Here is a 12,668-nt window from a genome sequence, read left to right on the forward strand (position 1 = left end):
GGTAAGTGGGTGGCTCCCCTGATAGGCACGGGGCGGCGGTGATCCGTAGCGTCGTGAGTACACCGCAGACAGCGGTGGCGCGTCGCGGTCCGCGGTCGCGCAGCCCGTCGACGCACCTCGGAGGCGATCCGCATGTCCGCCGCGTTCCGCCGGTCACCCGCAGTCAGCACGTCCCGGCTGTGGTCGCGGCTGCCGTGGTGGGCGGCGGCCCTGGCGGTGGTCTTCTTCATAGCCCTGCTGGCGCTGGTCGTGGGCTCTCCCGAGGCGAGCGCCGCGAGCGCCCGGCAGGGCCTGGCTCCGCTGCTGGAACTCCTGGCCGGGCTGCTGCACGGCGCCGTGTGGTGATCGGCCGTGCCGCCTCCCACCCCGGCGGAACGATCGCTTCAACACCCCGCGCCCCGCGCCGCCTTTCGTGCGAAGCTGGGACGCATGAGCGCCGATACACCCCGCCGGATTGTCCTCCTCCGACACGCCAAAGCCGAATGGTCGGACAGCAGCGACCATGAGCGTCCGCTCGCCGGCCGCGGACGCAAGGATGCCCCGGTCGCCGGCCGCTGGCTGGCCGGAGCCGGGATCACCCCTGATCTCACCCTGTGCTCGACCTCCGTGCGCACCCGCGAGACATGGAAGCTCGCCGTCCATGAGCTCCCGCAGCGGCCCAAAACCGTCTATGAGGAGCGGATCTACGAAGCCTCTCTCGGCGAACTCATCGCGCTGCTGAACGAGACCTCCGACGAGGTCAACGACCTGATGCTGGTCGGGCACAACCCCGGTGTGCACGCCCTCGCGGACGCACTATCGGGCGAGGCCGAGGGCGATCTGCTGCCGAAGATGAACCGCAGCGGCTTCCCGACCGCCTCGGTTGCCGTGCTGACCTTCAACGGCTCCTGGAAGTCCGTCGAGCACGGCGTCGGACGGCTGGTCGCGTACTGGACGCCGCACGACTGATCACGGCGCCGCCGCCCGCCCGGTGCGGGCGCGAAGCGGAGACGACGAGGGCCCCGGCAGAAACCTCTCTGCCGGGGCCCTCGGCCGTGCGAGGACGGTTCCCGCCGGGCGGTGCCGGGCGGTCGGGCCTGGCCTGGCCGGTGTCGGAGCAGGGCCGGGTGCCGGAGCGCGGGCCGGGGCGATTCACCCGACGTGGGTGTCCGCCGCCTCCACCTCATCGCGGGTGATGCCCAGCAGATACAGCACGGTGTCCAGGAACGGCACGTTCACCGCGGTGTGCGCCGCCTCCCGCACCACCGGCTTGGCGTTGAAGGCGACACCGAGCCCGGCCGCGTTGAGCATGTCGAGGTCATTGGCGCCGTCCCCGATCGCCACGGTCTGCGCGAGCGGCACCCCGGCCTGCTGCGCGAAGTCCCGCAGCAGCCTGGCCTTGCCGGCCCGGTCCACGATGTCGCCGGTGACCCGCCCGGTGAGCTTGCCGTCGACGATCTCCAGGGTGTTGGCGGAGGCGAAGTCCAGCCCCAGCTCCTCCTTGAGCGCATCGGTGACCTGGGTGAAACCGCCCGAGACGACGCCGACTTGATAGCCGAGCCGCTTGAGGGTCCGTACCAGGGTGCGGGCCCCGGGGGTCAGCCGCACCTCCTTGCGTACGGCCTCGATCACGGACGCGTCGAGCCCGCCGAGCAGCTCGACCCGGGCGTGCAGCGACTGCTCGAAGTCCAGCTCACCGCGCATCGCGGCGGTGGTGACCTCGGCGACCTCGGCCTCACAGCCGGCGTGCGCCGCGAACAGCTCGATGACCTCGTCCTGGATGAGCGTCGAGTCGACGTCCATGACGACCAGCCGCTGCGCCCGGCGCTGCAGCCCGGCCGCCACCACGGCGACATCCACCCCGAGCCGTGCGGCCTCGGGCGCCAGCACACTGCGCAGCGCCTCGGTCGCCGCACCGGAGACCGCGAACTCGACGGCGGTCACCGGATACTTGGCGAGCCGGAAGATGCGGTCGATGTTGCCGCCGGTGGAAGTTATGGCGGCGGCGATCGCGGCGGCCGACTCGGCCGTGAGCGGATGCCCCAGCACGGTGACATGCGAACGTCCGGTGCCGCGCGGACGGTTGTCACCCCGGCCGGAGATGATCTCGGCCTGGAGGTTCAGCGACTCGGCCCAGCCGTGCACGGTGGCTCGCAGGTCGCCTTCGGTGGAGCCGGTGGAGCCCTGGCTGGGGGAGGGGGCGGTGACCAGTGCGCACAGCGTGATGCGTCCCCGGGTCACCACCTGTTCGATGTCCACGACGTCGACGGAGTAGGCAGCCAGGGTGTCGAAGAGGCCGGCCGTGATGCCGGGCCGGTCCTTCCCGAAGATCTTGACGAGGAGGGTCGGTTCGTCATCGCCCGGTACGGCGGTGGCAGGCGGGGTCTGCGATGCGCTCATGGTGCCCTTACGGTAACCGCCGGGCGGCCGATTCCGTACGCGCGTCCGGGGTTCGGACCGGCGCGGCGGCATGCCTCGCGCCCGCACCCGCTGACTCACCGGCCCCGGCCGCCACCGTTGATCGTTATGGACTCGTGTCCGGCCCGCCCCTGGCCGCAGACCGGGGCATCCACCTCGGCGGGCCAACGCCCTTGCCGGGTCGGGCTGTTCGGCGGGCCAACGGTCCACGGCCGCGGCGGGGCACGCCGCCCGCCGGGCATTCGTCCGCTTCCTCCCATCATGCGGCCTCCGGGGCGGACGTGCAGGACGTACGCAGCGGCCGCCGCCGCTCCCCGCGGCACCCGATCCATCCGGAACACCCGGAACATCTGGAACATCCGGAATCCGGTGATCTCGGTCCATAGATGGGCTTCCCGTGCTCCGGGAGGGTTCGGCGGCACCGGCGCGAGTTCCGTGCACCTCGCCTCCTGTCCCGGTTTCCGGTCGGTGGGCCGAGCCTGAAATAGTTCCTCACGATGTTCGCCAACCCTGGACTTCCCATACAGGGCGTCACTCGGGGGACTATGTAATGGGGCGTGGAGTGCCTGAACTCGTACTCGAATTGAACGGTAGAACCTGGACGCTCGACCCGTCCCGGTCCTACAGCGTGGGCCGTGATCCGCAGGGCGACATGGTGCTCGACGACGCCAGGGTCTCCTGGCGGCATGCCACTGTGAGATGGGCCGGCCACGGCTGGATCATCGAAGACCAGGGCAGCACCAACGGCACGTACGTCCAGGGCCGGCGGATCCACCAGATGGAGATCGGCCCCGGCTCGACCGTGCATCTGGGCAATGCCACCGACGGCCCCCGGGTGACCCTCTCGGCCCCGGCCGCCGACGCCTTCAGCGCGCCGCCCGCGAGCGCGCCGCAGCAGCAGGCCGCGCAGGGCTGGCAGGCCCCGCCCGCACAGCAGCCGCCCGCCCAGCAGGGCTGGCAGGCCCCGCCGCAGGCCCAGCAGTCGCCCTACATCCCTCCCCAGCAGGCCCAGCAGCCTCAGCACGCCCAGCCGGCTCAGCAGCCCCAGCAGGCCGTGCCCCCGCAGCAGGCCCGGCCGCCGCAGGAGCGCCCCGCCCAGCAGGCGGGCGGCGCACCGGCCCACGGCGACCGCAGCCCGACCACCTTCCACCGCCTCGACATGGGCCGGGTGATGCGCATCGGCCGTGCGCTGGAGAACGAGCTGGTGGTCTCCGACCTCCAGGTCTCCCGCCACCACGCCGAGTTCCGCGCCACCCCCGACGGCCGCTTCGAGATCCACGACCTCGGCAGCCACAACGGCACCTACATCAACGGCCAGCCGGTCCCCAAGTCCGGTAAGGCGCCGGTCGGCCCGAACGACATCATCGGCGTCGGTCACTCCACCTTCCGGCTGGTCGGCGACCGCCTGGAGGAGTTCGTCGACACCGGCGAGGTCTCCTTCTCGGCCCGCCACCTCACGGTGACCGTCGACGGCGGCAAGCAGATCCTCAAGGACGTCTCCTTCGGCGTCCCGGAGAAGTCGCTGGTCGCGGTCATCGGCCCCTCGGGCTCCGGCAAGTCGACCCTGCTCAAGGCGCTGACCGGCTACCGGCCCGCCAACCAGGGCGATGTCCTCTACGACAACCGGAACCTCTACAAGCAGTTCGCCGAACTGCGCCAGCGCATCGGTCTGGTCCCGCAGGACGACATCCTGCACAAGGAGCTGACCGTCCAGAAGGCCCTCAGGTACGCCGCCAAGCTCCGCTTCCCCGGCGACACCGCGGAGTCCGAGCGCGAGGCCCGGATCAACGAGGTGCTGCGCGAGCTCAAGCTCGACGTCCACAAGGACAAGCGGGTCACCTCGCTCTCCGGTGGTCAGCGCAAGCGGGTGTCGGTGGCCCTGGAGCTGCTGACCAAGCCGTCACTGATCTTCCTGGACGAGCCGACCTCGGGCCTCGACCCGGGCATGGACCGCGATGTCATGCAGCTGCTGCGCGGCCTCGCCGACGACGGCCGTACGGTCCTGGTCGTCACGCACTCGGTGGCCGAACTCGCGCTGTGCGACAAGCTGCTGGTGATGGCCCCGGGCGGCGGTGTGGCCTACTTCGGCCCGCCGGACGAGGCGCTCAACTTCTTCCAGTACGACTCCTGGGCGGATGTCTTCTCGGCGTTCGAGAACTACCGCGACTACGACTGGATGGGGCGCTGGCGCGGCTCCCCGCACTACCAGATGTACGCCGCCGACATCGACGCCGTCGCCCCGCAGTCGGTCAATGTCCAGGTGCCGTCGGCCCGGATACAGAAGTCCCAGAGCTGGGGCTCGCAGCTGTGGACGCTGATGCGCCGCTATGTCTCGGTGCTCGCCTCCGACCGTGGTTTCCTCGGGCTGATGGTGATCCTGCCCGCGGTGCTCGGCATCGTCTCGATGCTGATCCCCAGCGACTTCGGCCTCGGCTACGGTCCGCTGAACCGGCACCGCACCAACCGCGACGCGAGCACGATCATGCTGATCCTCGCGGTCGGGATGTGCTTCTCGGGCGCCGCCAACTCGGTCCGTGAGCTGATCAAGGAGCGCGTCATCTACGAGCGCGAACGGGCCACCGGCCTGTCGCGGTCGGCGTATCTGATGTCCAAGGTGATCGTGCTCGGCGTGGTCACGGCCATCCAGGGCGTGATCATCGCGGCCATCGGTTTCTCGCCCCGGAACCTGCCGGACGAGGGCCTCATCGTGGCGAAGGCCCCGGCGGTCGAGATGGCGCTGGCGATCATCGCGCTCGGTTTCACCTCGATGATGTTCGGCCTGATCATCTCCGCGCTGGTCAAGACCGCCGAGAAGACCATGCCGCTGCTGGTCATGTTCGCCATCGTCCAGGTCGTCTTCACCGGCGTGCTCTTCCAGCTCTTCGACACCCCGGGCGTCGCGCAGTTCGCCTGGCTGATGCCGTCGCGCTGGGCCGTCGCCGCGATGGGCGCGACCGCCGATATGAACACCCTGCTGCCGTGGGAGCCGGGCAACCCGGACGCGCTGTGGAAGCACCAGACCGGTGTCTACGTGATGGACATGATCATCCTGATCACGCTGGGCATCGGACTCGCCTTCGTCGTCGCACGGCTGCTGCGCCGCCACGAGCCGGAGGTCATGCGCAAGTAGCACCGCGCACCGCACGACAAACGCCCGAGGGGCGGCACCCGGATCGGGTGCCGCCCCTCGGCGGTGTGGTGCGTGTCCGTGGACCGCGTGAACCGTCGGCTCAGTACGCCGAGTTGACGTTGTCCATCGAGCCGTAGCGGTCGGCCGCGTAGTTGCAGGCGGCGGTGATGTTGGCGACCGGGTCGTACAGGTTCCAGGAGGTGCCCTCGACGTGGTACGCGTTGAAGGTCGGCTGGATCACCTGGAGCAGGCCCTTGGACGGGGTGCCGTTGATGGCGTTGATGTCCCAGTTGTTGATGGCCATCGGGTTACCGCTGGACTCCCGCATGATGTTGCGGTGGATGCCCTCGTACGAGCCGGGGATGCCCTTCTTGGCCATGATGTCCAGCGACTCGCGGATCCAGCCGTCCAGGTTGTCCGGGTAGACCTTGGCGGCGGGCTTGGCGGCCGGCTTCGGGGCGGCGGCGGGTATCGCGGCGCGCACCTCGGAGCGGCTCGCGGCGGCCTTCGCCGCGCGCGCCTTCTCGGCCTTTGCCTTCGCCGCGGCGGCGGCCTTGGCCTTGGCGGCCTTCTCGGCGGCGGCCTTCTTGGCGGCGGCCTCGGCCTTGCCCTTGGCGGCGGAGTTGTCGGCCTGCTGGGTGATCGTGGCCTGCTGGGTCTTGGCGGCGGTGCCGACCGCGCTGAAGGCAACCGGCTTCACGTTCTCGACGGCGGTGGCCTGGCTCTTGCCCTGATCGGCGTCGGCACCCGGAACGATGCTGAAGACCAGCGCGGCGGCACCGGCGGCTGCGACACCGGCGACGGAGAGCTTGTGGGTCCGGGTCAGGCGGGGGAGACCGGAGATGTTAGGCATGGCGGGACAGACCTTCCGAATGGGGGGAGGTCGCACGGGCCTTGAGCGGGGCGAACGCCGAGTTCCGACCACGGCGCCGAGCGACGAGAGCCATTCTTAGCGGCAGGAAATTGCCCCGGCAAAGGTGTGACGTACGATCCGCGTTAGTGGAACCACGGGGTGGAATATTCCGTCCCGGATAGCAGCACCCCAGCTCACGCCGTATTTATGGTGCCACTACCCCCGCTCGTAAGTGACCTGCGTCCTATGCGCGGCGTCACAGTGCCCAGGGGTTTGTCTCGCCGGACGTAATTGCAAATGCACAGTCTGTATAGGTAAGAACGCGACGGAAAACCGGCCGAGGGACTTTCTGGTCAAATCGGGCACTTCGCGCGGCGTCCACCGAGTCCGGAGCTCAGTCCGGCAGGACGAGATGCAGATCCCCGAACTCATGCCACAGATAGCGCCGCCGCACGGCCGCCGAGTAGGCGCGCCGCAGCAGCTCCCCGTCCGCCGTCCGCGCCGCCACCGCCTCCAGCATCAGCAGATGCGACGCGGTGGGCTCATGCAGCCCCGTGAGCAGGCCGTCCACCGCCCGCACCCCGCGCTCCGGCGTCACCACCAGCTCCGTCCAGCCGGCCGCCGCCCGCACCCGCCCGTCCGCACCGGCCGCCGACTCCAGCGCCCGTACGGCCGTGGTCCCCACCGCCACGATCCGCCCGCCCGGGGTGCCGCGCCCCGCCCGGTGCGGCCGCACCGCCGCTCCGCGCCGCGCCCGTACGGCGTTCACCAGCCACGCCGTGACCGGCGGCACCACGAACCGCTCCGGGTACGGCGGCTCGAACGCCTCCGCCGACGCGACCCCCGTGTGCAGCGACACCGGCGCGAACTGCACCCCCTTGCTCACCAGCCGCGCCACCAGCTCCGCGGTGAACGGCCGGGCGGCGCTCGGCATCTCCGCGCTGCCGCCGGGCCCGTCCACCGCGAACACCGTCTGGTACGCGGCCAGCGGCTGGTCCCGGTCCGTGTAGCCGTAGCGGATCGGCCGCCCGTGCCGCCGCATCAGCTCCGGCACCCTTACGCCCGTCACCCGCGCCCACCACAGCCGTACGCTCCCGGGGTCCACCGGGGCCTCCAGCGTCAGCCGCGCCCCGCCCGGCAGCCGCACCACGGCGCCCGCCGGTCCGCCCGCCCGCGGCCGGGTGCTGCCGTGCCCGTCCGGGCTGCGCAGCTCCACCGCCCAGCGCCCGGCCACCGCCCTCCCCGCCGGGTGCCACCGGTCCGCCCGGGTCGAGAAGTGCACCACCACCGGCTCGCCCCGCCCCCGGCCGTCCCCGACCCGGCCGTCCACCGCTGCCGGCAGCGTCCGTGAGGTGTTCACCACCAGGACGTCCCCGGCCGCCAGCAGATCCGGCAGCTCCCCGAAGTCGTGATGGCCGGCCTCGGCCGCGCCCCGGCTCACCAGCAGCCGTACGGCGTCCCGGCCCAGGCCGGGCCCCCGCTGCTCGGCCGGAATCCGGGCCGACAGCTCGTTCGGGACCCGCAGCAGATCTGCGATCACCGGGAGCTCACTCCGCCGGGCGCGGCCGCCGCCGAGTACCGCCCGCTGGGGGCGGCGCCGTCCAGCAGCCGCAGCAGGCCCGGGACCACCGTCCCGGGCAGCGGGCGCCCCGAGGCGTCGTCGTCCGGGACGGCGGCCGCGTACAGATCGGTCCGCATATCGCCCGGGTCGACCCACCACACCCGCAGCCCCGGTTCCTCCACCGCGAGCACCGCCGACTGCTGGTCCAGCGCCGCCTTTGCCGCCCCGTATCCGCCCCAGGTCGGATAGGGCTCGGCGGCCGCGTCCGAGCTGATGTTGAGAATCGCCCCACCTGTCCCTATATAAGGGGGCGAATCGGACAATCCGGCATTTCGGGCATTCTCGCTATAGGGGTGTGAATCGTATGCCCCGCCATTCCCGTCGGCCCTTCCTGAAAAGGGGCCCTCCCCGCGGCGAACGACTTCCTCATACGACGGCAAATAGGAGGACACACGCAAAAGCGGCAAAGCCTGCTGAATAAGTGCCAGCGGCGCCACCACATTCACCTCCAGCGCCGCCCGCAGCCCGTCCAGCGGCTGCTCCGCCAGCCGCACCAGCGGCTCCGCCCCCAGCACACTCGCGTTGTTCACCAGCAGATCGAGCCCGCCCAGCTCACCGGCCGCCGCCACCAGCGCCGCCCGGTGCCCGCCGTCCGCCACATCCCCGGGCAGCGCCACCACCCGCGCCGCCGTCCCCCGCCCCGCGCCGCGCAGCTTCCGCGCCGCCTCCTCCAGCGGCCCCGCCGACCTGGCGTCCACCACCAGATCCCAGCCCCGCCCGGCCAGCGCCGCGGCCAGCGCCCGGCCCAGCCCCTTCGATGCCCCCGTGATGAGCGCCACCGGCATGATCACGTCCCCTTCCGGCCCGGACCGGGTCCCCGGCCCTCGCCCTCACGGTAGGAACGGCCGCACCCCCCGGACGTCGGCCGCCGGACCGGCCGTGGCCAGGGCATTCGGCCTAGGCCCGGGGGCCTAGACGGCAGCCGCCATCGGACCGATACGGGCTGGTCGCCCCGCCGGTACGGTGAGCCCCATGACCAACGGACCGGGAGCCGGGATCCCCGCGGTGAGCACCGCGATCCTGGCGATGAGCAGGCACCTGGAGGTGCGCGACGTCCTCAAGACGATCGTGGCCTCGGCCCGCGAGCTGCTGGACGCCGAGTACGCCGCCCTGGGAGTGCCCGACGACCACGGCGGCTTCGCCCAGTTCGTGGTGGACGGCGTCAGTGCCGAGCAGTGGAAGGCCATCGGCCCGCTGCCCCGCCAGCACGGCATCCTCGCCGCGATGCTGCACAACGCCACCCCCGAGCGGCTCGCCGACGTCCGCGCCGACCCGCGCTTCGGCGGCTGGCCCGACGCCCACCCCGATATGTCCGACTTCCTCGGCCTGCCGGTCGCCGACGGTGACGAGATCCTCGGCGCGCTCTTCCTGGCCAACAAGCGCTGCCCCAAGCCGGCCGGCGGCTGCGGTTTCACCGAGGAGGACGAGCGGCTGCTCGGGATACTCGCCCAGCACGCCGCCATCGCCCTGACCAACGCCCGCCTCTACGAACGCAGCCGCGAGCTGACCATCGCCGGGGAGCGCGCCCGGCTCGCCCACGAACTGCACGACGCCGTCGCCCAGAAGCTCTTCTCGCTCCGCCTCACCGCCCAGGCCGCCACCGCCCTGGTCGACCGCGACCCGGCGCGCGCCAAGGACGAGCTGCACCAGGTCACCGCGCTGGCCGCGGAGGCCGCCGACGAACTCCGGGCCGCCGTCATCGAACTGCGGCCCGCGGCCCTGGACGAGGACGGCCTGGTCGCCACCCTCCGCTCGCAGGCCCAGGTCCTGGACCGCGCCCACTCCGCACGGGTCACCTTCGCGGCCCACAGCGTCCGGGCACTGCCCGCCGCCCAGGAGGAGGCCGTTCTCCGGGTCGCCCAGGAGGCGCTGCACAACGCCCTGCGGCACTCCGGAGCCAAGACCGTCGAGGTGACCCTGACCCGCGACGGCCAGGGCGCGCTGCTGCGGATCGCCGACGACGGCTGTGGCTTCGACCCCCGCGCGGTCCGCCGGGCCGGCCGTCACCTCGGCCTGGTCTCGATGCACGACCGCGCCGGCGGCGTCGGTGGAAAGCTCACCGTGGAGTCGGAGCCCGGCAAGGGCACCGCTGTCGAGATGGAGGTGCCCGGTGGCTGAGACGGACAAGGACGGCGCGAGGGGCCCCCGGGACGAAGGCGCGCCGCGTCCGGACCGGCGGGCGACGGCCGAGGGGCGGGCCATCCGCGTCCTGCTCGTCGACGATCACCAGGTCGTACGCCGCGGGCTGCGGACGTTCCTGGAGGTCCAGGAGGACATCGAGGTGGTGGGCGAGGCGTCCGACGGGGCCGAGGGCATCGCCGCCGCCGAGGAACTGCGCCCGGACGTGGTCCTGATGGACGTCAAGATGCCCGGCATGGACGGCATCGAGGCGCTCCGCACGCTGCGCGAACGGGACAACCCCGCCCGGGTGCTGATCGTGACGAGCTTCACCGAACAGCGCACCGTCGTCCCGGCGCTGCGCGCGGGCGCGGCCGGCTATGTCTACAAGGACATCGACCCGGAGGCCCTGGCCGGCGCCATCCGCTCCGTCCACGCGGGCCATGTCCTGCTCCAGCCGGAAGTGGCCGGCGCGCTGCTCGCCCAGGAGGAGAACAACGGCGGCCAGGGGCGCGGTACGTCCCTCACCGACCGGGAGCGCGAGGTCCTCGGCCTGATCGCGGACGGCCGCTCCAACCGCGAGATCGCCCGCGCGCTGGTGCTGTCCGAGAAGACCGTCAAGACCCATGTCTCCAACATCCTCATGAAGCTCGACCTTGCCGACCGCACCCAGGCCGCCCTGTGGGCCGTACGGCACGGCATCGGGGCCTGACCGCCGTACGGGAGCACCGCTCCGCCGGGTGCTCCCGTACACCGCTTGCTCCCGCACGCCGCGGTGCTCCTGTGCACCGCGGCGCTCCCGTACAACGACCGCAAGCGGAATGTCGTCTTCAGATCCGAGATTCATACTGTCGTGTAGCTGTAGCCCGTTTGGCGTATCCCTTCCCGGGCCGGGCCGTTGTCCAGTGCAGCCGTGGCGGCTGGCCACGGCAACGGCAACAAGGAGCTACAGAAGTGAAGAACATCAAGCGCGCAATGGCCGTCACGGTGGCGGCGAGCGGTCTCGCCCTCGCGGGCGCCGGCATCGCCTCGGCGCACACCCCGCAGGCGCAGGGCGCCTCGATGGGCTCCCCGGGCATCGTCTCCGGCAACAGCGTCCAGGTCCCGGTGCACGTCCCGGTGAACGCCTGCGGCATCACCGCCACCGTCATCGGTGCGCTCAACCCCACCTTCGGCACCCCCTGCCTCAACCCCTGATCACGGGCCTGCCCGCAGGATCTGCCTGACCCGCGCGGCGCCATGGTCCGCGCGGGTCACCCGGGACCGGCCCGGCTGTCTCAGACCGCGGCTGGTCCCCTCCCTCCGCTCCCCGCCCTTCCGGCTTTTGTGCCCCCACGTGAGGAACACGCCCCCATGAACACCGCCAAGAAGGCCGCTTTCGTCCTTGCCGCCACCGGTATCGCCCTCGGCGCGGCCGCTGGTTCGGCCTTCGCCACCACTGGCGCGCAGGCCGACGGCAGGGCCACCAGCTCCCCCGGCATCGGCTCGGGCAACCAGGTACAGGTGCCCGTCCACGTCCCCGTGAACGCCTCCGGCAACAGCGTCAATGTCGTCGGTGTGCTGAACCCCGCCTTCGGCAACACCAGCTCGAACAACTGAGGTTGTCCGATCTGGGGCGCACGGCTTCGCCTGCCCAGAGGCGTGCGCCCCACTTCGGCCGGGTCCTGGAGTTGACGCCAGGACCTGAGGCCCCGCCGACCACACAAGGGTCGGCGGGGCCCGTCCCGTTCACCCCCGGTTCCGCTCCCGCTCCTCCACCGCGGAGTTGTACGCCGCCACCTGCGCCCGCCGGGCCGTACGCTCCACCGGCCGCAGCGCCTGCGCACGAGCCGCGATCTCCGACGAGCTCACCGCCGCCCCGTGCTCCCGGCCATCGCCACCGGCCTGCTGCGCGATGCCGATGAGCGCACCGACGCGCTGCGCCAGCTCCAGCACCCGCACCGCACGCGGCGGATACCCCGGAGCCAGCACCTGCCGCCCGGCCTCCGCCCGCGCCCGGTACGCCGCCAGCGCCGCCTGCGCCACCGGACCGGACCCGGCCACATCGAGCCGCGAGAGCAGCGCGGTCGCCTCCTGCAGCGCCTCCGCCAGCTCCCGCTCCGCCTCACCCAGCGACGGCACATCGGCCGGCGGTGCCTCCCGCACCGGCAGACAGCGCCAGACCACCTCCACATGCACATCGGGCCCGGCGCCCCCCTCCGGCCCGGCCTCGTACGTCTCCGGAATCAGCCCGAGCCCGGCCCCCGAGGCCAGCACCGCCTCCTCGGCCTCCAGTGCCCGCGCATTGAACTCCGGCGGTCCGCACAGCCCCAGCGGATGGCCGGGCACCGGCAGCGCCACCCGCAGGCCGACCGCCCCCAGCGCCCGCAGCCGCCCCAGCGCGAGCGTCAGCCCGACCGGTGCCGCCTCCCCGGGCAGGCCCTCCACGCGGTGTACCGCATCGTCGTCCGCGATCCGGTGCGCGGCTTCATCAGGTGAGACAAGTCCGGCCAAAAGGGCATTTCCCCATGCTGCCAGTCGTCCTGAACGAGGTTCATCGAGCATGGTCC

General features: G+C 72.0%; 12 protein-coding genes. 7 read left to right on the top strand and 5 right to left on the bottom strand.

Annotated elements, in window-relative coordinates; all coding sequences use genetic code 11:
- The first annotated feature begins 132 nt into the window (after positions 1–132).
- Entirely contained in the window at positions 133–345 is a 213-nt protein-coding gene (locus STRTU_RS27890; RefSeq protein WP_159747381.1) for a hypothetical protein, read from the top strand.
- 84 nt (positions 346–429) lie between these two features.
- A complete protein-coding gene (locus STRTU_RS27895; protein ID WP_159747382.1) occupies positions 430–948 on the top strand; it encodes a SixA phosphatase family protein in 519 nt (172 codons plus the stop codon).
- A gap of 183 nt (positions 949–1,131) precedes the next feature.
- Here the strand turns inward: STRTU_RS27895 and serB are convergent, their stop codons facing one another.
- Entirely contained in the window at positions 1,132–2,379 is a 1,248-nt protein-coding gene (gene serB, locus STRTU_RS27900; protein WP_159747383.1) for a phosphoserine phosphatase SerB, read from the bottom strand.
- A 568-nt stretch (positions 2,380–2,947) separates the two neighbouring features.
- Here serB and STRTU_RS27905 point away from each other — a divergent pair.
- On the top strand, positions 2,948–5,527 hold the full coding sequence (locus STRTU_RS27905) for an ABC transporter ATP-binding protein/permease (protein WP_159747384.1): 2,580 nt from the start codon (positions 2,948–2,950) through the stop codon (positions 5,525–5,527).
- A gap of 100 nt (positions 5,528–5,627) precedes the next feature.
- Here the strand turns inward: STRTU_RS27905 and STRTU_RS27910 are convergent, their stop codons facing one another.
- The 3 genes from STRTU_RS27910 to STRTU_RS27920 all read right to left on the bottom strand — a co-directional run bounded on the left by STRTU_RS27910 (position 5,628) and on the right by STRTU_RS27920 (position 8,786).
- Positions 5,628–6,380, bottom strand: coding sequence for a transglycosylase SLT domain-containing protein (locus STRTU_RS27910; protein ID WP_159747385.1), 753 nt, complete (start codon positions 6,378–6,380; stop codon positions 5,628–5,630).
- A gap of 394 nt (positions 6,381–6,774) precedes the next feature.
- Positions 6,775–7,920 carry an S-adenosylmethionine:tRNA ribosyltransferase-isomerase gene (locus tag STRTU_RS27915; protein WP_159747386.1) on the bottom strand — a complete coding sequence of 382 codons (1,146 nt, stop codon included), beginning with the start codon at positions 7,918–7,920 and terminating at the stop codon, positions 6,775–6,777.
- Entirely contained in the window at positions 7,917–8,786 is an 870-nt protein-coding gene (locus STRTU_RS27920; RefSeq protein ID WP_159747387.1) for an SDR family NAD(P)-dependent oxidoreductase, read from the bottom strand. Before STRTU_RS27920 ends, STRTU_RS27915 begins: the two co-directional genes overlap by 4 nt.
- Before the next feature lie 187 nt (positions 8,787–8,973).
- On the opposite strand from STRTU_RS27920, the gene STRTU_RS27925 reads away from it, so the two are divergent.
- The 4 genes from STRTU_RS27925 (at position 8,974) to STRTU_RS27940 (ending at position 11,718) form a co-directional block, all read left to right on the top strand.
- Positions 8,974–10,119 carry a GAF domain-containing sensor histidine kinase gene (locus tag STRTU_RS27925; RefSeq protein ID WP_159747388.1) on the top strand — a complete coding sequence of 382 codons (1,146 nt, stop codon included), beginning with the start codon at positions 8,974–8,976 and terminating at the stop codon, positions 10,117–10,119.
- 82 nt (positions 10,120–10,201) lie between these two features.
- Complete coding sequence (locus tag STRTU_RS27930; RefSeq protein WP_159749630.1) at positions 10,202–10,831, top strand: response regulator; 630 nt, start codon at positions 10,202–10,204, stop codon at positions 10,829–10,831.
- Between the two features lie 242 nt (positions 10,832–11,073).
- Entirely contained in the window at positions 11,074–11,316 is a 243-nt protein-coding gene (locus tag STRTU_RS27935; protein ID WP_159747389.1) for a chaplin, read from the top strand.
- A gap of 156 nt (positions 11,317–11,472) precedes the next feature.
- Positions 11,473–11,718 (top strand): chaplin, encoded by a 246-nt coding sequence (locus tag STRTU_RS27940; protein ID WP_159747390.1) that lies wholly within the window; start codon positions 11,473–11,475, stop codon positions 11,716–11,718.
- Positions 11,719–11,847: 129 nt separating this feature from the next.
- Here STRTU_RS27940 and STRTU_RS27945 read toward each other — a convergent pair whose 3' ends face one another.
- A complete protein-coding gene (locus tag STRTU_RS27945; RefSeq protein WP_159747391.1) occupies positions 11,848–12,663 on the bottom strand; it encodes a hypothetical protein in 816 nt (271 codons plus the stop codon).
- Between the last annotated feature and the right edge of the window lie 5 nt (positions 12,664–12,668).

Source organism: Streptomyces tubercidicus, from assembly GCF_027497495.1.
GTDB classification, from domain to species: Bacteria; Actinomycetota; Actinomycetes; order Streptomycetales; family Streptomycetaceae; genus Streptomyces; species Streptomyces tubercidicus.